This window comes from Streptomyces recifensis (assembly GCF_002154615.1).
GTDB lineage: Bacteria > Actinomycetota > Actinomycetes > Streptomycetales > Streptomycetaceae > Streptomyces > Streptomyces griseoluteus.
This window is the reverse complement of the sequence record NZ_MUNH01000004.1, coordinates 1-19,995: the sequence shown is the minus strand read 5'-3', so window position 1 is coordinate 19,995 and position 19,995 is coordinate 1. Positions and strand designations below refer to the sequence as shown.

Below are 19,995 nucleotides of genomic sequence, written 5' to 3'. Positions count from 1 at the left end.
CTCCTGTCTGCCGACGAGCGGCGCAGGTCATCGGGTGTCCGCTTCGACGAGCTGCGCGCCGAGCAGAAGCAGCTCGGCAAGCTGATCCCCAAGGCCACCCCCGAGGAGCGGGCCGAGCTGCTCAGCCGTGCCGAGCAGCTCAAGGCCGACGTCAAGGCGGCCGAGGCCGAACGTGACGAGGCCGACGCGGAGACCCAGCGCCTGCTGCTCGGACTCGGCAACCTCGTCCACCCCGCCGTCCCGGTCGGTGGCGAGGAGGACTTCGTCACCCTGGAGACGCACGGCGAGATCCGCGACTTCGACGCGGAAGGCTTCGCGCCCAAGGACCACCTCGAGCTCGGCCACATCCTCGGCGCGATCGACACCGAGCGCGGCGCCAAGGTCTCCGGCTCCCGCTTCTACTTCCTCACCGGCGTCGGCGCCCTGCTGGAGCTGGCCCTGGTCAACGCGGCCATCGCGCAGGCCACCGCGGCCGGCTTCACCCCGATGCTGACCCCGGCGCTGGTCCGCCCCCAGTCCATGGCGGGCACCGGCTTCCTCGGCCAGGCCGCGCAGGACGTGTACCACCTGGACAAGGACGACCTCTACCTGGTCGGCACCTCCGAGGTGGCGCTCGCCGCGTACCACATGGACGAGATCATCGACGCGGACCGGCTGCCGCTGCGCTACGCCGGGTTCTCCCCCTGCTTCCGCCGTGAGGCCGGTTCGCACGGCAAGGACACCCGCGGCATCTTCCGGGTCCACCAGTTCGACAAGGTGGAGATGTTCTCCTACGTCGCCCCGGAGGACTCCGAGGCCGAGCACCAGCGCCTGCTGGAATGGGAGAAGCAGTGGCTGACCTCGCTGGAGCTGCCGTTCCGCGTGATCGACGTGGCCACCGGTGACCTGGGCTCCTCCGCGGCCCGCAAGTTCGACTGCGAGGCGTGGATTCCGACCCAGGGCAAGTACCGCGAGCTGACGTCCACCTCCGACTGCACGGAGTACCAGTCCCGCCGGCTGCAGATCCGGATGCGCGACGGCAAGCAGGTCCGCCCGCTGGCCACGCTCAACGGCACGCTGTGCGCCGTACCGCGCACCATCGTGGCGATCCTGGAGAACCACCAGCAGCCCGACGGCTCGGTCCGTGTCCCCGAGGTCCTGCGCCCCTACCTGGGCGGACGGGAAGTCCTGGAGCCGGTCGCCAAGTGAGCAACCCCTTCCCGTACGGGCTGGTCGCCACCGATCTGGACGGCACGCTGCTGCGCGGCGACGAGACGATCTCGCCGCGCACCCGTGAGGCGCTCGCCGCCGCCACGGCCGCGGGCGCCGCGCACATCGTGGTCACCGGCCGGGCGGTGCCCTGGACCCGGCACATACTGGACGACCTCGGCTACCGGGGCCTCGCCGTCTGCGGCCAGGGCGCCCAGGTCTACGACGCCGGACAGCACCGGCTGCTGACCTCGGTGACGCTGGACCGGCAGCTGGCGGGCGTCGCCCTGGCCAAGATCGAGGCCGAGGTGGGCCCGCTGTACCTGGCGGCCAGCCGGGACGGGCTGGACGGCGAGGTCATGGTGGGCCCCGGCTACGCGGTCACCGGCCGGCTGCCGGCCAAGGCGTTCACGGACGCGGCCGACCTGTGGGAAGCCCCGCTGAACAAGATCTACATCCAGCATCCGACGCTGTCCACGGACGAGCTGGCGGACGCGGCCTCGCGCGCGGCGGGCGGCTTCGTCACCGTCGTCATGGCGGGCGAGGGCATCGTGGAGCTGCTCCCGCTGGGGCTGTCCAAGGCGACGGGCCTGTCGCTGGCCGCCCGGCGGCTGAAGCTGAGGGCGGCCGACACGATCGCGTTCGGCGACATGCCGAACGACGTGCCGATGTTCGCCTGGGCCGCGCACACCGTGGCCATGGCCAACGCCCACCCCGAACTCAAGGCCGTGGCCGACGAGGTGACCGCCTCCAACGAGGAGGACGGCATCGCGGTGGTGCTGGAGCGACTGCTCGGCTGAGAGGCGGGGCACGGCGTGGCCCTGCCCCGCCTCTCGGCGAATTCTCCGGGTGGGCGGCCCACGCGAGAGCGACATCGCGTGCTCGAAGCGGCCGCCCCGGACGGTCCCTGTGCGGGAGCGGGCTCGACGGTGGAGTAACCGCACCGGAGCCCGCCCTGGGACCGTCCTGACGGAAGCCGGACATGACGCCGTCCGGCTCCGCTCCCGGTACGGGGGCCCGCCGGGCTCCCTGAACCCGGCGTCGGCTCCCCCACTGTGCCCCCGCCCGGAAGCCCGGCGCCAGCGAATTAACCCCGGCGCCGGCGGTCGCTACTCCTCGCCCGCCAGGGTCAGCGCGCGCAGCCGCTGCCCCGCGTACCACGTGGCGGCCACGGTGACCACGATCAGCAGGGCGGTGGCCGCGGGCAGGCCGACGTCGGAGGTGATCAGGTTGCTGCCGACCACCTTGTGCGCGACCGCGAGCGACCACTGCTGGACGCTCAGGGTGCGGGCGCCGGAGACCAGCGAGCCGAACAGCGCCTCCCAGACCAGGGCATAGACCAGGCCGAAGACCACCGCGTGCCGCGAGACCGTGCCGAGCAGCAGGAACAGCGCCGAGTAGGCGATGGACGCGACGAGCGCGGCGACCGTGTAGGCGACGGCCACCTGCTGGCCGTTGCCGTTGAGGATCAGGCCCGCGATCAGAGTGGGCAGCGCGGAGAACACCATGGTCACCGCGACGGCGACGATCAGCTTGGTGAAGATGATCGTGGGCCGCTTCAGCGGCTTGGACAGCAGATAGACCACGGAGCCGTCGTCGATCTCCGGCCCGATCGCGCCGGTGCCCGCGATGACGCCGATGATGGGCACCATGGTGGCGAGCGCGAACCCGCCGAGCACGTCGGCGGCGACCTGGTCGTCGGCCCCGGTCAGCAGGCGTACCGCCACCGAGATCACGACGAGCAGCAGGGGCAGGGCGCCGAGGACGAGCGCACGGCGGCGGCCGAGCAGGGCCCGGTAGGTGAGCCGGGCGACTGTGGGGTCGTACATCTTCGGCCTCCTACGCCGCGACGAGATACGAGAAGACGGACTCCAGGGACTCGTCCGAGGGAGAGACCGTGAGGAGCCGGATGCCCTGGTCACTGGCGACCTTGGGCAGCAGCGTGGTGAAGCGGCCGAAGTCGACGGCCTGGACGACCAGCCCGCCCTCGACGGCGTCGACCTCGATACCCGCGGTGGACGGGTCGGCGATCAGGGCGGCCGCGAGGGCGCGGTCGTCGCTGGAGCGGACCAGATAGCGGTGCGGGCGGTCGGTCATCAGGCGGCGGATCCTGCGGAAGTCGCCACTGGCGGCGTGCCGTCCGGCGACGACGACCTCGATGTGCCGGGCGAGCTGCTCGACCTCCTCCAGGATGTGTGAGGAGAACAGCACGGTGCGGCCCTCGTCGCCCATGGCGCGCAGCAGCTCCATCAGCTGCAGCCGCTGGCGCGGGTCCATGCCGTTGAAGGGCTCGTCGAGCAGCAGCAGCGAGGGGTCGTGGACGAGCGCGGACGCCATCTTCACGCGCTGGCGCATGCCCTTGGAGTAGGTGGAGATCTTCCGGTCCTGGGCGTACTCCATCTCCACCGTGGCCAGGGCGCGCTGGGCGGCCTTGGCTCCGAGACCGTGCAGCTCGGCGTTGGCGACGACGAACTCGCGGCCGGTGAGGAAGTCGTACATCGCCTCGCGCTCGGGGACGATGCCGATGTGCCGGTACACCGCCTCGTTGCGCCACACCGGCTGCCCGTCGAGGGTGACGGTGCCGGTGGAGGGGGCGAGGAAGCCGCCCATCATGTTGATGAGGGTGGACTTGCCCGCGCCGTTGGGGCCGAGGAGTCCGGTGACGCCGGGGCCGATGGTCATGGTGATGTCGTTGACGGCGACCACGTTGCCGAACCAGCGGGAGACGTGGTCGATCTGGAGCGTTGTCACAGGCCCACCTTCTTGTAGCGGCGCAGCAGGAGGCCGTAGCTCGCGGCGATCAGGCCGAGCACGACGATCAGGTAGACGAAGCCCTCGCCGGTGGACGGACCGACCCCGCCGGGGAACGACGACGTGCCGCCGAGCAGCGCCGACTGGAGGCCGTCGATCAGGGTGACCGGGGAGAACAGCCCGATCCACGGCACCGAGCCGCTGTTGTCGCGGGAGTCCGCGATGGCCTGGAGGGTGGAGACGGCGCCGTAGGAGATGGTCATGACGGCGATGACGGCGGCGATGCCGAAGCCGCGGCGCGGGGTGACGGCGGCGATGACCAGGCCGATCCCGGCGAACAGCAGGGAGAGCAGGGCCACCGTGACCAGTCCCTGGCCGAACTTCTCGCTCTGGTGGGCCAGGCCCATCTTGGCCAGCAGCGAGCCCACGAAGAGCACGATCAACGGACCGCCGGTGAGGATGAACAGGGCCGAGGCGAGCGCCGCGAACTTGGCGAGCACGTAGTCGGCGGTCTCGATGGGCCGCGAGAAGTACAGCGGGACCGTCTTGAAGCGCAGGTCGCGGGAGACGGACTGCGGTGCCTGGGAGGCGACGAACAGGCTGATCACGGCCTGCATGATGATCGCGTACCGGCTGTAGGGGACCGGCAGGTCGTGCGCCTTGGTGGTCACCGCGACGGCGACCATGATGGCGGCCGGCACGCACATCACCGCGAACAGCAGCATCGGCAGCACCTTGGACTTGGCCGAGCGGCCGAGTCCGTAGGCGCCGCGCAGGGACTGCGAGTACAGCGAGCGGCGGGCGTAGGCGCGGCCGAGGCGGGGGCCGTCGTAGCCGCGGTAGCCGATGTCGTGGATGCGGGACTGGTCGCCCGAGGGCGCCGGTGCCGTGGGGACGGGCTGGTCAACCGCCATGGCCGACTGCCTCCTTCCGCTGCTCGTCGCGGGTGAACACCTCGGAGATGTGGTGGCGCCGCTGTTCCATCCGGACCAGGCCGAGACCGAGCCCGGCGACCGTGTCGCGCACTAGGTCGTACGTCTCCTCGCCCTGTGCGGTGAGCAGCAGGATGTGGCCGGCGCCGGGCAGACCGCCGCCGTCGTCGTGGGTGTCGATCCCGCGCGCGTGCAGCGCCTCGCGCAGGGCTCGGGTGCCGTCGGGATGGGTGTCGCTGTCGGTGACCTCGACGGCCAGCGTGGTGGTGCTCTGGGTGAAGTCGGTGGTGGAACTGGACCGCAGCAGCTTGCCGCCGTCGACGACCACGACGTGGTCGCAGGTGCGCTCCAGCTCGCCCAGCAGGTGCGAGGTGACCAGGACCGAGATGCCGAAGTCGGTGTGGATGCGGCGGATCAGGCCGAGCATCTCGTCACGGCCGACCGGGTCGAGGCCGTTGGTCGGCTCGTCCAGGAAGACCAGCCGGGGGTCGTGCACCAGCGCCTGGGCGAGTTTGACCCGCTGTTTCATGCCGGTCGAGTAGCCGCCGATGGGGCGGTAGCGCTCCTCGTACAGCCCGACGTGGCGCAGGGTGTCGGCGGTGCGCTCGCGGGCGGCGGTGGGCGGCAGACCGGACATGCGGGCCATGTGCACGACGAACTCGGTGGCCGAGACGTCGGGCGGCAGGCAGTCGTGCTCCGGCATGTAGCCGACGCGCTCGCGGATGGCGGCGCCTTCGGTCGCCACGTCGAGGCCGAGCACGGCGGCACGGCCCTCGGTGGCGGGGGACAGACCCAGCAGGATCTTGATCAGGGTGGACTTGCCGGCGCCGTTGGCACCGACGAGTCCCGTCACACCGGGTCCGATGTCCACGGACAGCCGGTCGAGCGCGGTCACCCGGGGGAACCGCTTGCTCAGGCTCTCGGTCACGATCACAGTCACGTCCCCGACGGTAGTGACGTGGGGCACGCGGGTCGTCAGACCTCAGAGCCGTCTTGGGGTCCGTCTCGGGTAGTACGGGACCCTAGGGGTGACGGGCCCTGGGGGAGGGTGCCGATCTCCCCTATTGACGCCACCTCTAACAACTGCCACATTCGCTGGACGTAGTCGGGCGGATGCGGGCGGAGGACAAGTGACGCTGAAGGACGCGCGTGAGCGACGGGTGCGCACCGGCGGTATCGAGCTGTGCGTGGCCGAACTGGGCGATCCGGGGCGCCCCACCGTGGTGCTGGTGCACGGCTACCCGGACAGCAAGGAGGTCTGGTCCGAGGTGGCCGCCCGCCTGGCGGCCGACTTCCACGTGGTGCTCTACGACGTGCGCGGCCACGGCCGTTCCACCGCGCCGAAACCGCTGCGCGGCGGCTTCACCCTGGCCAAGCTGACGGACGACTTCCTCGCGGTGGCCGACGCGGTGAGCCCGGACCGGCCGGTGCACCTGGTCGGGCACGACTGGGGCTCGGTGCAGTCCTGGGAGTTCGTGACGGTCGAGCGGACACGGGGCCGCATCGCCTCCTTCACCTCCATGTCGGGCCCGTCGCTGGACCACTTCGGCCACTGGATCGACGCCCGCCTGAAACGCCCGACCCCGCGCCGGGTGGGCCAGCTCCTCGGCCAGGGCGCCAAGTCCTGGTACGTGTACCTGCTGCACACACCGGTGCTGCCGGAGCTGGCCTGGCGCGGGCCGCTGGGCAAGCGGTGGCCCAAGCTGCTGGAGCGGGCCGAGAAGGTCCCGGCCGGCGACTATCCGACGGCGACGCTGCCCTCGGACGCGGCCCACGGGGCCTGGCTGTACCGGGACAATGTGCGCCCCCGGCTGCGCCACCCTCGCCCGGACGCCGTCGCGCACGTGCCGGTGCAGCTCATCACCCCGCAGGGCGACGCGTTCCTCTCGGAGCGGGTCTACGACGACCTGGAGCGGTGGGTGCCGAGGCTGACCCGGCGCACGCTCCCGGCCAAGCACTGGGTGCCGCGCACCCGGCCCGACCAACTGGTCCGCTGGATCGAGGAGTTCGTGACCTCCGTCGAGCGGGGCGAGCCGTCGCGGGGCGGCAGCGGTCGTCATGCCGACCGTTTCGGAGGCCAGTTGGCGCTGGTCACGGGTGCGGGAAGCGGCATCGGGCGCGCGACGGCGCTGGCTCTCGCGGAGGCGGGGGCGCGGGTGGTGGTGGTCGACCGGGATGCCGGGACGGCTGCCCGTACCGCGGAACTGGCCCTGGCCGCAGGCGCGTCGGGGGCCTGGGCGGAGACGGTGGACGTCTCGGACGAGCAGGCCATGGAGAAGCTGGCCGAGCGGGTGCACCGCGAGTACGGCGTGGTGGACGTGCTGGTCAACAACGCAGGCATCGGTGTCTCCGGCTCCTTCTTCACCACGACTCCGGACGACTGGCGCAAGGTGCTGGACGTCAACTTGTGGGGAGTGATCCACGGTTGCCGTCTCTTCGGGGCCCGGATGGCGGAGCGGGGGCAGGGCGGCCACATCGTCAACATCGCTTCCGCGGCTGCCTTCCAGCCCTCGCGGGCGCTTCCGGCGTACAGCACGTCCAAGGCGGCGGTGCTGATGCTGTCGGAGTGCCTGCGCGCCGAACTGGCCGCCAAGGACATCGGAGTCACGGCCATCTGCCCCGGCATCGTCAACACCAACATCACCTCGACGACGCGCTTCACAGGGGTGGACGAGACCGAGGCTCGGCGGCGTCAGGAGCGGTCGTCCCGGCTGTACGGGAAGCGCAACTACCCACCGGAGAAGGTCGCCAGGGTGATTCTGGACGCGGTGGCGGAGAACCGGGCGGTGGTGCCGGTGACTCCGGAGGCGCGCGGGGCGTATCTGCTGTCGCGGTTCGTGCCGGGGGCGCTGCGCAAAGTGGCGCGGGTGGAGCCGAAGTTGTGAGTCGGGGGGCCGGCCACGGGGGCTCCATCTCTCGTGAAGCGCCCTCAAGTTGATCAACTTGCCTGAAACGGGCGCCGGTTGTCCACAGAATCGTCAAAAAGGCTGTGGATAACGCGCATTGGCTGTGGACCAAACCTGCCTGCAGAAATCATGTGCGTGATCCGCGTCTCTCCGGAAGGCTGGGGAGGGGCGGAGCATGGTGGAAAACGCGGGGCAGCCCTAAAAGAGGGAGATGCGAAAAGCGTCATATGAGGGAAATGGGTATGTCAGAGGCGATGGACGACAGACGCACCGTGAAGGTGTCGAAGTACCTCTCGAAGCACCTGCGGCACCAGCCCGAGCGCATCGGACTCACCCTGGACCCGGCCGGCTGGGTGGAGATCGACACGCTGCTCGCCGCCGCGGCCGCCCACGGCTTCCCCATCAGCCGCGCCGAGCTGGACCATGTCGTGGCCGTCAACGACAAGCGGCGCTTCGCCGTCGAGGGCGGCAGAATCCGCGCCAGCCAGGGCCACACCGTCGAGGTGGCGCTCGGCCTGCCCCCGGCGACCCCGCCGCCGTACCTCTACCACGGCACCGTCGCCGGCAGCTTGGACGCGATCCGCGCCGAGGGACTGCGCCCCATGAACCGGCACGCCGTCCATCTCTCGGCCGACCGTGAGACCGCGACCCGGGTGGGCGCCCGCCGCGGCCGTCCCGTGATCCTCGCCGTGGACGCGGGCGCCATGCACCGCGACGGCCACGTCTTCCACGTCAGCGCGAACGGCGTCTGGCTGACCGACGCCGTCCCCCCGCGCTACCTGCGGTTCTCCGAGCCGCGCTGAGATCCGCCGGCCGCTCAGCCGAGCTGGGCGACGGCCTCGGTGGCGATCTTCTCGAAGACGGCCTGGTCGGCCGCGAAGTCCGAGTCGGCGATGGGCCAGTGGACGACCAGCTCGGTGATGCCCAGCGCCGCGTAGCGGCCGGCGAAGTCCACGAACGCGTCGACGGAGTCCAGCGGACGGGCGCGGTCCGGGGTGAACCCGGTCAGCATGATCTTGTCCAGGCCGGTCACGTCCCGGCCGATCTCCGCGCACGCCTCGGTGAGCCGGCCGATCTGCCGCTCCACCGCCAGCACCGACTGCTCGGGCGTACCGGCCTCGAACAGCTTCGGGTCGCCGGTGGTCACCCACGCCTGCCCGTACCGCGCCGCCAGCTTCAGCCCGCGCGGGCCCGTCGCCGCCACCGCGAACGGCAGCCGGGGCTCCTGCACGCAGCCCGGGATGTTGCGGGCCTCGACCGCCGAGTAGTGGTCGCCCGGGTACGACACCGCGTCCTCGGTCAGCAGCCGGTCCAGCAGCGTCACGAACTCCGCGAACCGATCGGCCCGCTCACGCGGCGACCACGCCTCCTGCCCGAGCGCCGTGGCGTCGAACCCGGAGCCGCCCGCCCCGATGCCCAGGGTGACCCGGCCGCCGGAGATGTCGTCCAGGGAGATCAGCTCCTTGGCCAGGGTCACCGGGTGCCGGAAGTTCGGCGAGGTCACCAGCGTCCCCAGCCGCAGCCGCTCGGTCGCCCCCGCGGCGGCCGTCAGCGTCGGCAGCGCCCCGAACCACGGCCCGTCCCGGAAGGAGCGCCACGACAGATGGTCGTAGGTGTATCCGGCATGGAACCCGAGCTCCTCGGCCCGCTGCCATTTCGCCCGACCCCCTTCGCTCCAGCGGTCGACGGGGAGGATCACGGTACTGAGACGAAGGGCCATGCCGACGAGCCTACGACGCCCGGATGGCCGGCCGGGACCCGATCCCGTACGCATCTGACGCGTACCTGCTCTCATCGGTGACCCGTGCCGCACGATCGTGCGCGCATATGCGCGAGAATGCTCGGGTGACCTCAGCGACCAGACAGCCGGGGACCCCGGCCCCCGCACAGCCGTCGGCCCCGTCCGGACGAGGAGGGGGCTCCCTCCCGCCGCGGCTGATCGCCACGGACCTCGACGGCACCCTGCTGCGCGACGACCAGACCGTCTCCCCGCGGACCGTCGCCGCGCTGGCCGCGGCCGAGAAGGCGGGTATCGAGGTCTTCTTCGTCACCGGCCGCCCGGCCCGCTGGATGGACGTCGTCAGCGAGCATGTGCACGGTCATGGCCTGGCGATCTGCGGCAACGGCGCCGCCGTGGTCGACCTGCACGGCGGCCCGGGCGCCCACCGCTTCGTGAAGGTGCGCGAGCTGGCCAGGGAGAACGCCCTGAAGTCCGTCCAGCTGCTGCGCGAGGCGGCCCCCGGCACCCTGTTCGCGGTCGAGCAGACCTACGGCTTCCACCAGGAGCCCGCCTATCCCAAGCTGCACCTGGAGATCCCGGACACCCTGCGGCCCGCCGAGGAACTCCTCGCGCCGGACGGTGTCGCGGCAAGCCAGCCGGTGCTGAAGATCCTGGCCCACCACCCCGACCTCGACCCGGACGCCTTCCTCACCCTCGCCCGGATCGCCATCGGCGGCCACGCCAACGTCACCCGGTCCAGCCCCAGCGCGCTGCTGGAACTGAGCGGACCCGGCGTCTCCAAGGCCAGCACCCTGGCCCTGTGCTGTGCCGAGCGCGGCATCTCGCAGGAGGAGGTCGTCGCCTTCGGCGACATGCCGAACGACATCGAGATGCTGACCTGGGCGGGTCGCTCCTACGCCATGGGCAACGCCCACCCCGACACCCTGGCCGCCGCCACCGGCCGCACCCACGCCAACAACGAGGACGGTGTGGCCCGCGTGATCGAGGACCTCCTCGCCGGGCGGGTCTGACCGGCCCCGCCGGTCAGAGCACGACGAGGGCCTCCGCCTCCGTCTCGCGGCGGGCCATCGCGGCCAGCGGGCCGTCCACGGCGAGCAGTTCGGCGTAGGGGCCGCGCTGCACCACGCGGCCCGCGTCCAGGACGAGCACCTCGTCGACGGCGGAGAGACCGGCGAGCCGGTGTGTGATCAGCAGCGTGGTGCGGCCCTCGGTCGCGGCCAGCAGGTCGTCGGTGAGGGCGTCCGCGGTGGGCAGGTCCAGGTGCTCGGCGGGCTCGTCCAGCACCAGCACCGGGAAGTCCGCGAGCAGCGCGCGGGCCAGCGCCAGCCGCTGCCGCTGGCCGCCGGAGAGCCGGGCGCCGTGCTCGCCGACGTGCGTGTCCAGGCCCTCGGGGAGCCCCTCCACCCAGTCCAGCAGCCGGGCCCGCGACAGCACGTCCCGCAACTCGGTCTCGGTCGCGTCCTTGCGGGCGAGCAGCAGGTTCTCCCGAACGGTGCTGTCGAAGAGGTGCGCGTCCTGGGCGCACAGCCCGACCAGCCGCCGTACCTCGTCGCCGTCCATCCCGGCCGCCTCCACGCCGGCCAGCGTGTACGTGCCGGAGCCGGGGTCCAGGAAGCGGAGCAGCACCTGGGCCAGGGTGGTCTTGCCGGAGCCCGAGGGGCCGACCACCGCGATCCGGCGACCCCGGTCCAGGGTGAGGTCGAGCCCGTGGAGCGCGTCCCGGTGCTGGTCCTCGTAGCGGGCGGTCAGGTTCCTCAGCACGAGGGGGAACGGCGAGGCGGGGGCCTCGCGCGGGTGCTCGGGCTCGTGCACCGGCACCGGGGCGTCCAGGACCTCGTAGACCCGCTCGGCGCTGCGGGCGACCCGCTGGCGGTAGCGGACGGCCAGCGGGAGGCCGAGCACCGCCTCGAAGGCGGCCAGCGGGGTGAGGACGACCACGGCCACCAGCACGCCGTGGATACGGCCGCCGGCCGCCGCCTGCGCGCCGAGCAGCGCGGCGACGGCGACGGTCAGGCCCGAGATCAGCGCGGTCAGGCCGTCGCCGAGCGCGGTGGCCCCGGCGGCGCGGGACGCGATCCGGGTGAGGGTGCCGTCGGCCTGCCGGGTGGCCGCAGTACGCGAGGGCAGCGCCCCGGCGACGGTCAGCTCGGCGGTGCCGGTGAGCAGGTCGGTGACGCGGGTGGCCAGCACGCCCCGGGCGGGCGCCAGCCGCCGTTCGGTGCGCCGGGCGACCGCCGCGGTGATCAGCGGGACGCCGACTCCGGCGAGCAGCAGGCCGACGGCGAGCGCGGCTCCCGCCTCGGGGAGCAGCCAGGCGGTGAAGCCGACCGAGGCGGCGGAGACGACCACCGCCACACCGGTGGGCAGCAGCCAGCGCAGCCAGTAGTCCTGGAAGGCGTCCACGTCGGCGACGAGCCGGCTGAGCAGATCGCCGCGCCGGGTGCCGCGCAGTCCGGCCGGGGCCAGCCGCTCGAGCCGCTTGTAGACGGCGACACGGGTGTCGGCCAGCATGCGCAGCACGGCGTCGTGCGACACCAGTCGCTCGGCGTACCGGAAGACCGCGCGGCCGATGCCGAAGAACCGGGTGGCCGTCACCGCGACCAGCAGATAGAGCACCGGCGGCTGCTGTGAGGCGCGGGAGATCAGCCAGCCGGAGGTCGCCATCAGACCGACGGCACAGCCGAGGGCCAGGCTGCCGAGCAGCAGCGCGAAGAGCAGCCGGCCGCGCCGGGCGGCGGCCACGGAACGGACGCGGGCCAGGATGCCCCGCTCACGGGCCGTCGCCTTCTCGGGCGCCGGTTCGTCCCGGTCGTCGTCGGTGTCGTCCGGCTCGGGGAGGAAGGCTTCACCGCCGGCGGGCTCGGGCACGTGCGCGTCCAGCGCGGCGGCGGCGAGTTCGGGGGCGAGCACCTCGGCCATGACCGGCTCGGGCGCGGCGGCCGGCTCGGACAGCTCCAGCCGCACGACCCGGTCGGCGACCTCCAGCAGGGCGGGCCGGTGCACGACGAGCAGCACCGTGCGGCCGACGGAGAGCCGTCGTACCGCCGCGACGACGTCGGCCTCGGTCGCGCCGTCCAGCGCGGCGGTGGGCTCGTCCAGCAGCAGCACCGGCCGGTCGGCGAGGAAGGCGCGGGCCAGGGCGAGCCGCTGCCGCTGGCCTGCGGAGAGCCCGGCCCCGTCCTCCCCGAGCACCGTGTCGGCGCCCGCGGGGAGCGCGTCCACGAACTCCAGCGCACCGGCGTCCGCCAGCGCCCGGCGTACGGCGGTGTCGTCCGCGTCGGGGCGGGCCAGGCGTACGTTCTCCGCGATGGTCCCGGCGTACAGGTGCGGCCGCTGGGGCACCCAGGCGATCCTGGAGCGCCACTCTTCCAGGTCGAGGTCGGCGAGGTCGGCGCCGCCGACGCGGACCTGGCCCTCGGTGGGCCGGACGAAGCCGAGCAGCACGCCGAGCAGGGTGGACTTGCCCGCGCCGCTCGGCCCGATCAGGGCTACGGTTTCGCCGGGTTCCACGGAGAACGACACGTCGGTGACGGCGTCCGCCGAGCGGCCGGGATAGCGGACGGTCACGGAGTCGAAGGCCAGGGAGCCGGCCGGGACGGGCGCGGTGCCGGTGGCCGGGACCGGCGTCTCCAGCACGGCGAAGATCTCCTCGGCGGCCGCCAGCCCCTCTGCCGCCGCGTGGTACTGCGCGCCCACCTGGCGCAGCGGGAGGTACGCCTCCGGAGCCAGGATCAGGATGACCAGGCCGATGTACAGGTCCATCCCGCCGTGCACCAGCCGCATGCCGATGGTGACGGCGACCAGCGCGACGGAGAGGGTGGCCAGCAGCTCCAGGGCGAAGGAGGAGAGGAAGGCGATCCGCAGGGTCCGCATGGTGGCGCGGCGGTACTCACCGGTGATCTTGCGGATGGACTCGGCCTGCGCCTTGGCCCGGCCGAACACCTTCAGCGTGGGCAGCCCCGCGACCACGTCCAGGAAGTGTCCGGACAGCCGGGACAGCAGCGACCACTGGCGGTCCATCCGGGACTGGGTGGCCCAGCCGATCAGCATCATGAAGACCGGGATCAGGGGAAGGGTGGCGACGATGATCGCCGCCGAGACCCAGTCCTCGGTGACGATCCGCGCCAGCACCGCCACCGGTACGACCAGGGCGAGCCCCATCTGCGGGAGGTACCGCGAGAAGTAGTCGTCCAGGGCGTCGACCCCGCGCGTGGCCAGGGTGACCAGCGAGCCGGTGCGCTGCCCGCTCAGCCAGCCGGGACCCAGCACCGCGGCCCGCTCGACCAGCCGCTCCCGCAGCTCGGACTTCACGGCAGCGCTGGCCTTGTGCGCCGCCAGCTCCGTGAGCCAGGAGACCAACGCCCGCCCACCGGCCACACCGACCAGCAGGGCCAGCGGCGTGACCAGGTCACTTGCCGACTTTCCGTGCTGGAAGGCACCGACCACGACTTCGGCGATCAGCATGGCCTGGGCGATGACCAGGCCGGCGCCGAGTCCGCCCAGGAGGACGACCGCCACGAGGAAGAAACGCGTGGCACGGGCGTAGCGCAGCAGACGGGGATCGATCGGTTTCACGTGAAACGTGTCCTTCAGTCCCGAGAGTGTGTTTCACGTGAAACATACCCTTGAGGCGGTCAGTGTGCGGCTTCGGCGATGTGCTGGGTACCGATGCGCTTGCGGAAGACCCAGTAGGTCCACGCCTGGTAGAGCATGACCAACGGAGCGGCGATGACGGCGCACCAGGTCATGATCTTCAGGGTGTACGGGCTCGACGAGGCGTTGGTGACCGTCAGGCTCCAGTCCGCGTCGAGGGTGGAGGGCATCACGTTCGGGAAGAGCGACAGGAAGAGCATCGCCACGGTGGCCGCGATGGTCACCCCGGACAGCGCGAACGCCCATCCCTCCCGCACCCGCCATATGGCGCCCAGTGCGCCGACCAGGGCGACGGCCGCCACGACGAGGGCGACCAGGCTCGCACCGTCCCCGCTGTGGAGCTGCGTCCAGACCAGGAAGCCGAGCGCCAGGACGACGGTCACCGGGCCGAGGCGCAGGGCCAGGGTCCGGGCCCGCGTGCGGATGTCGCCGACGGTCTTGAGCGCCGTGAACACCGTGCCGTGGAAGGTGAACAGGGTGAGCGTCACCGCACCGCCGAGCAGGGCGTAGGAGTTGAACAGATCGGCCAGCCCGCCGACGTACTCGAAGTGCTGGTCGATCTGCACGCCTCGCACGATGTTCCCGAAGGCCACGCCCCAGAGGAACGCGGGGATCAGCGAGGACCAGAAGATCGCCCACTCCCAGTTGCGCTGCCACTTCTCCTCGGGGCGCTTGGCCCGGTACTCGAAGCCCACACCGCGCACGATCAGGCAGACCAGGATGAGCAGCAGCGGCAGATAGAAGCCGGAGAACAGGGTGGCGTACCACTCCGGGAAGGCGGCGAAGGTCGCACCGGCCGCGGAGAGCAGCCACACCTCGTTGCCGTCCCAGACCGGGCCGATGGTGTTGATCAGCACCCGCCGCTCGGGCCGGTTCCGGGCGAGCAGCCGGGTCAGCACACCGACCCCGAAGTCGAACCCCTCCAGGAAGAAGTAGCCGGTCCACAGCACGGCTATGAGTACGAACCAGACGTCATGCAGTTCCATGGCTGTTCCCCAGCGCTAGTACGAGAAGGCCATCGGCCGGTCGGCGTCCTGGTGGTCGCCGCCGATCTTCGTGGGCGGGTTGAGGTCGGCCTCGGTCAGCTCCGGGGGGCCGGCCTTGGCGTACTTGGCCAGCAGCCGGACCTCGATGACCGCGAGGATCGCGTACAGCGCGGTGAAGACGGCCATGGATATGGCGACCTCGGTCTGGGAGACACCGGGGGAGACCGCCTGGCGGGTCTGGAACAGGCCGTAGACCACCCAGGGCTGGCGGCCCATCTCGGTGAAGATCCAGCCCCAGGAGTTGGCGATCAGGGGGAAGGCCATCGTCCAGGTGGCCACGCGCCAGAACCAGTGGGTGAGCTTCGGGCCCAGCGTCCGCCCCCCGAAGAGCACCAGATGCGGCACCTCGTCGTCACCGGTCCGCAGATGCCCGGGGAGCAGGAACTTCTTCCGGGTCAGCCAGAGCCCGAGCGCCCCGAGGGTGAAGGAGGCCATGCCGAACCCGATCATCCAGCGGAAGCCCCAGTAGGCGACCGGGATGTTGGGCCGGTAGTCACCGGGCCCGAACTTCTGCTGTTCGGCCTTGTTGACGTCGTTGATGCCGGGGACGTACGAGGTGAAGTCGTCGTTGGCGAGGAAGGACAGCAGGCCCGGCACCTCGACGGCGACGGTGTTGTGGCCCTTGTCCACGTCGCCGTAGGCGAACACGGAGAAGGGGGCGGGCTTCTGACCGTCCCACAGGGCCTCGGCGGCGGCCATCTTCATCGGCTGCTGCCTGAACATCACCTTGCCGAGGGTGTCGCCGCTGATGGCGGTGAGCAGTCCGGCGATGACCACGGTGACCAGGCCGAGGCGCAGCGAGGTCCGCATCACCTTGATGTGCCGGCGCCGGGCCAGGTGGTAGGCGGCCAGGCCCACCATGAAGGCGCCGCCGGTCAGGAAGGCCGCGGAGAGGGTGTGGAACGCCTGGGCGAGCGCGGTGTTCTGGGTGAGCACGGCCCAGAAGTCGGTCAGTTCGGCGCGCCCCCGCTCCTTGTTGATCCGGAAGCCGACGGGGTGCTGCATCCAGGAGTTGGCCGCGAGGATGAAGTACGCCGAGAGGATCGTGCCGATCGAGACCATCCATATGCAGGCCAGGTGGAGCTTCTTCGGCAGCTTGTCCCAGCCGAAGATCCACAGCCCGATGAAGGTCGACTCGAAGAAGAAGGCGATCAGCGCCTCGAAGGCCAGCGGGGCGCCGAAGATGTCCCCGACGAAGCGCGAGTACTCCGACCAGTTCATGCCGAACTGGAACTCCTGCACGATGCCGGTGACCACGCCCATCGCGATGTTGATCAGGAAGAGCTTGCCCCAGAACTTGGTGGCCCTGAGGTAGACCTCCTTCTCCGTGCGCACCCAGGCCGTCTGCAGCCCGGCCGTGAGGGCGGCCAGGGAGATCGTCAGCGGGACGAACAGAAAGTGATAGACGGTGGTGATGCCGAACTGCCAGCGCGCCAGGGTCTCCGGCGCCAACGCCAGTTCCACGTCGTCACCCCTCCTTACTTCGCCGTTCCGGTGCGGCCTTTGCCGCTTATGCCCCTCACATATGGAGCAATCCGGTCGGAGCTTGTGAAAGCGTTCACATTCACAAGCCATTATGGCGCACACGTATTCGGCATCCACAAGGGGGCCCCTACGACGAGAGGCCCCGCCTCCCGGCAGGGCCCCTCACCTCATGGACTGTGGACCGGCGTCAGTCCGCCACCTCGCGGCGGAACGCCTCCGCCGCCTTCAGGAACAGGTCGTTCGCCTCGTTCTCCCCGACCGTCACCCGCACACCCTCACCGGCGAACGGCCGCACGACCACCCCGTGGTCCTCGCACGCCGCCGCGAAGTCCATGGTCCGCTCCCCCAGCCGCAGCCAAACGAAGTTGGCCTGCGTCTCGGGCACGGTCCAGCCCTGCGCGCGCAGCGCGTCGACCACCCGGGCGCGCTCACACACCAGCGAGCCGACCCGGCCGAGCAGCTCGTCCTCGGCCTGCAGCGAGGCGATCGCCGCCTCCTGCGCGACATGGCTGACGCCGAACGGCACCGCCGTCTTGCGCAGCGCCGCCGCCACCGGCTCGTGCGCGATGGCGAAACCGACCCGCAGCCCGGCCAGCCCGTACGCCTTGGAGAAGGTGCGCAGCACGCAGACGTTCGGCCGCTCCCGGTAGAGCTCGACACCGTCAGGCACCTCGGGGTCCCGGATGAACTCCCGGTACGCCTCGTCCAGCACCACCAGCACGTCCTTGGGCACCCGGTCGAGGAACCGCTCCAGCTCGGCCCGCCGCACCACGGTGCCGGTCGGGTTGTTGGGGTTGCAGACGAAGATCAGCCGGGTCCGCTCGGTGATCGCGTCCGCCATCGCGTCCAGGTCGTGCACATCGCCGGCCGTGAGCGGCACCTGCACGGGCGTGGCCCCGCTGATCCGCGTGATGATCGGGTACGCCTCGAAGGAGCGCCAGGCGTAGATGACCTCGTCGCCCGGCCCACTGGTCGCCTGCACGAGCTGCTGGGCCACGCCGACCGAGCCGGTGCCCGTGGCCAGGTGGGAGACCGGGACGCCGAAACGCTCGGCCAGCTCGGCCATCAGACCCCCGCACGCCATGTCGGGGTAGCGGTTGAACTCGGTCACGGCCGCCGCCACCCGCTCCATCACACCCGGCAGCGGGGGATAGGGGTTCTCGTTGGAGGACAGCTTGAAGGCGACCGGACCCTCGGCCGAGGCGGGCTTGCCCGGCTTGTAGGTGGGGATACCCTCCAGCTCGGCGCGCAGCTTGGGGCTCGTCTCGCTCACCGCAGTCCTCCTCGCGACCACCGGCGGACCGTCGACGCCGCCGGCATCCAATGCTCCTCACCTTATGAGGATTCGGCGCGCTTGCGTACCGGTGCGTCCCCGCTTCCGCGGCGCCGGGGGCATCTCCGCGGCCGCGCCGGTCGACCGGCTGCGCTTTAGGGGGCGCACCGCGCATTTGTCCATGCGCCGGTAGCTCGCGCCGTGGCGCGCATCCCCCGTGAAGGTGAGTTGAGACCTCTTCGAGACATGGAGCCCATGGCAGGCCCACGCGCGTCGACAAGACACGTCCTGCCATTGGACCGGCCAACTGACTTACTTTCCAAGGTGGTTGGGGTCTGACGACCATGCAGAAACGTGCCTGTCAACGCATGCATATGCGTCCGCCCTACCCCACCGGAAGAGCCCTACTATCGGCTCGCCATGACAGCAGCAGGGAAGCACCAGGTGAGCCGCGCGGAAACCTCCCGGCGGGGCAGCCGGCCCGGACGGGCCGGCATCAGAGACGTGGCCGCCGCCGCCGGGGTCTCCATCACAACCGTCTCCGACGCCCTCAACGGCAAGGGGCGGCTCCCGGATGCCACCCGCCGCCATGTCCGCGAGGTCGCCGACCGACTGGGCTACCGGCCCTCGGCCGCCGCCCGCACCCTCCGTACCGGCAAGTCCGGCCTGATCGGTCTGACCGTGACCACGTACGGGGATGAACCTTTCACCTTCACCGAGTTCGCGTACTTCGCCGAGATGGCGCGGGCCGCCACCTCCGCCGCGCTCGCCCGCGGCTATGCCCTGGTCATCCTGCCCGCGACCTCCCGGCACGACGTGTGGTCCAACGTAGCCCTGGACGGCACGGTCGTCATCGACCCCTCCGACCAGGACCCGGTCGTCAGCGAACTGGTCCGGCAGGGTCTGCCGGTCGTCTCCGACGGCCGCCCGGCCGGCTCCCTCCCGGTCACCGCCTGGGTGGACAACGACCACGAGGCGGCCGTCCTCGGCATCCTCGACCACCTCGCCGCCGCCGGTGCCCGACGCATCGGCCTGCTCACCGGCACCACCACGGACACGTACACGCACCTGTCCACCACCGCCTATCTGCGCTGGTGCGAGCGGGTCGGCCAGGACCCGGTCTACGAGGCGTACCCCGCGCACGACCCGTGCGCGGGCGCCGTCGCCGCCGACCGGCTGCTCGCCCGCCCCGACCGCCCGGACGCCGTCTACGGCCTCTTCGACCCCAACGGCACCGACCTGCTCGCCGCCGCCCGCCGCTACGGCCTGCGCGTCCCGGACGACCTGCTGCTGGTGTGCTGCAGCGAGTCCACCGTGTACGCCACCACCGAGCCGCCCATCACCACGCTCTCGCTCAAGCCGCGCCGCATCGGCACGGCGGTCGTGCAGCTCCTCATCGACGCCATCGAGGGGGTCGAGTCGGACCAGCCGGTCGAGCAGGTGATACCGACGGAGCTGATCGTGCGCACCTCCTCCCAGCGCCGGCCGCCGCGCACCACGGTGAGCCCGCCGCGGGCGCCGGAGCGGGGCTGACGGAGAACCGGCCCGAGGGGGGGTCCGGAGAGGTCCGCGAGGCGTGGCGGGATACGCCGCGCCTCGTCGAACCAGGGCGGACGACCGCCCGGCGGCCACCCGACCCCGGGCGGGGAACCGGCCGGACTCCTGCCCAATCGGGACGAAAGCCCCAGCGATCAGGGACCTCACCGTGATTCACCACCCCTGGGTCATCACATGGCGCGACGCGCATTCCTATGATGGGCGCACGACACCGCGGGCCGCTGCGACCAGGCAGTCCGAAGCGGTGCAGCTTCGGCGCGATGGTGGAGGGGTCTGATGACTCAGGGGGCCGGTCTGGGACCCGAGACGGAGCGGACGGCGACGTTGCGCGACTTCCGGGTGCCCGCGTACGTCCATGAGACCGGTCCGTACGCCGACGTGCACCCCGGTGACGTCGTCCCTCCGCACGAGGAGGAGCACCCCGACGGGTACACCCCCACCGAGCGCGACCTGCCGGTCATCC

Annotated in this window: 15 protein-coding genes and 1 pseudogene; 7 read left to right on the top strand and 9 right to left on the bottom strand. The window is 71.5% G+C overall.

Annotated features, from left to right (window positions below; genetic code table 11):
* A partial coding sequence (gene serS, locus CCN33_RS00270; protein ID WP_086689888.1) for a serine--tRNA ligase occupies positions 1 to 1,188 on the top strand: 1,188 nt, incomplete at its 5' end.
* Positions 1,185 to 1,988 (top strand): HAD family hydrolase, encoded by an 804-nt coding sequence (locus tag CCN33_RS00265; protein WP_086689886.1) that lies wholly within the window; start codon positions 1,185 to 1,187, stop codon positions 1,986 to 1,988. The genes serS and CCN33_RS00265, both read left to right, overlap by 4 nt.
* A 309-nt stretch (positions 1,989 to 2,297) precedes the next feature.
* Here CCN33_RS00265 and CCN33_RS00260 read toward each other — a convergent pair whose 3' ends face one another.
* Genes CCN33_RS00260 through CCN33_RS00245 form a run of 4 tightly spaced genes read right to left on the bottom strand, consistent with a single transcriptional unit; the run spans position 2,298 to position 5,805 of the window.
* The gene (locus tag CCN33_RS00260) at positions 2,298 to 3,017 is read right to left on the bottom strand and encodes an ABC transporter permease subunit (RefSeq protein ID WP_086689885.1); all 720 of its coding nucleotides are present in this window, start codon (positions 3,015 to 3,017) and stop codon (positions 2,298 to 2,300) included.
* Positions 3,018 to 3,027: 10 nt separating this feature from the next.
* The gene (locus CCN33_RS00255; protein ID WP_086689883.1) at positions 3,028 to 3,939 is read right to left on the bottom strand and encodes an ABC transporter ATP-binding protein; all 912 of its coding nucleotides are present in this window, start codon (positions 3,937 to 3,939) and stop codon (positions 3,028 to 3,030) included.
* Entirely contained in the window at positions 3,936 to 4,853 is a 918-nt protein-coding gene (locus tag CCN33_RS00250) for an ABC transporter permease (protein ID WP_086689881.1), read from the bottom strand. Before CCN33_RS00250 ends, CCN33_RS00255 begins: the two co-directional genes overlap by 4 nt.
* On the bottom strand, positions 4,843 to 5,805 hold the full coding sequence (locus tag CCN33_RS00245; RefSeq protein ID WP_086689879.1) for an ABC transporter ATP-binding protein: 963 nt from the start codon (positions 5,803 to 5,805) through the stop codon (positions 4,843 to 4,845). Before CCN33_RS00245 ends, CCN33_RS00250 begins: the two co-directional genes overlap by 11 nt.
* A 196-nt stretch (positions 5,806 to 6,001) precedes the next feature.
* On the opposite strand from CCN33_RS00245, the gene CCN33_RS00240 reads away from it, so the two are divergent.
* Entirely contained in the window at positions 6,002 to 7,756 is a 1,755-nt protein-coding gene (locus CCN33_RS00240) for an SDR family oxidoreductase (RefSeq protein WP_208621618.1), read from the top strand.
* Between the two features lie 275 nt (positions 7,757 to 8,031).
* The gene (locus CCN33_RS00235) at positions 8,032 to 8,580 is read left to right on the top strand and encodes an RNA 2'-phosphotransferase (protein WP_086689877.1); all 549 of its coding nucleotides are present in this window, start codon (positions 8,032 to 8,034) and stop codon (positions 8,578 to 8,580) included.
* A gap of 14 nt (positions 8,581 to 8,594) precedes the next feature.
* On the opposite strand, the gene CCN33_RS00230 is transcribed toward CCN33_RS00235, so the two are convergent.
* Complete coding sequence (locus CCN33_RS00230) at positions 8,595 to 9,497, bottom strand: LLM class flavin-dependent oxidoreductase (RefSeq protein ID WP_086689875.1); 903 nt, start codon at positions 9,495 to 9,497, stop codon at positions 8,595 to 8,597.
* A gap of 107 nt (positions 9,498 to 9,604) precedes the next feature.
* On the opposite strand from CCN33_RS00230, the gene CCN33_RS00225 reads away from it, so the two are divergent.
* Complete coding sequence (locus CCN33_RS00225) at positions 9,605 to 10,528, top strand: Cof-type HAD-IIB family hydrolase (RefSeq protein WP_190045263.1); 924 nt, start codon at positions 9,605 to 9,607, stop codon at positions 10,526 to 10,528.
* A gap of 13 nt (positions 10,529 to 10,541) precedes the next feature.
* Here CCN33_RS00225 and cydD read toward each other — a convergent pair whose 3' ends face one another.
* From cydD to hisC, 4 genes are all read right to left on the bottom strand, one after another.
* Positions 10,542 to 14,093 carry a thiol reductant ABC exporter subunit CydD gene (gene cydD / locus CCN33_RS00220; RefSeq protein ID WP_086689873.1) on the bottom strand — a complete coding sequence of 1,184 codons (3,552 nt, stop codon included), beginning with the start codon at positions 14,091 to 14,093 and terminating at the stop codon, positions 10,542 to 10,544.
* Positions 14,094 to 14,152: 59 nt separating this feature from the next.
* Positions 14,153 to 15,157: a cytochrome d ubiquinol oxidase subunit II gene (cydB, locus tag CCN33_RS00215; RefSeq protein ID WP_086689871.1), complete on the bottom strand. Its 1,005-nt coding sequence runs from the start codon at positions 15,155 to 15,157 to the stop codon at positions 14,153 to 14,155.
* A gap of 15 nt (positions 15,158 to 15,172) precedes the next feature.
* Positions 15,173 to 16,681, bottom strand: coding sequence for a cytochrome ubiquinol oxidase subunit I (locus CCN33_RS00210; RefSeq protein WP_086689869.1), 1,509 nt, complete (start codon positions 16,679 to 16,681; stop codon positions 15,173 to 15,175).
* A 208-nt stretch (positions 16,682 to 16,889) separates the two neighbouring features.
* A complete protein-coding gene (gene hisC, locus CCN33_RS00205) occupies positions 16,890 to 17,975 on the bottom strand; it encodes a histidinol-phosphate transaminase (RefSeq protein ID WP_086689867.1) in 1,086 nt (361 codons plus the stop codon).
* A gap of 420 nt (positions 17,976 to 18,395) precedes the next feature.
* Here hisC and CCN33_RS00200 point away from each other — a divergent pair, with 420 nt between their 5' ends.
* Together CCN33_RS00200 and CCN33_RS00195 are read left to right on the top strand one after the other, a co-directional pair.
* Entirely contained in the window at positions 18,396 to 19,508 is a 1,113-nt protein-coding gene (locus CCN33_RS00200) for a LacI family DNA-binding transcriptional regulator (RefSeq protein WP_086689865.1), read from the top strand.
* Positions 19,509 to 19,808: 300 nt separating this feature from the next.
* Positions 19,809 to 19,995 (top strand): annotated as a pseudogene (locus tag CCN33_RS00195) (serine/threonine protein phosphatase); the annotation flags it as partial.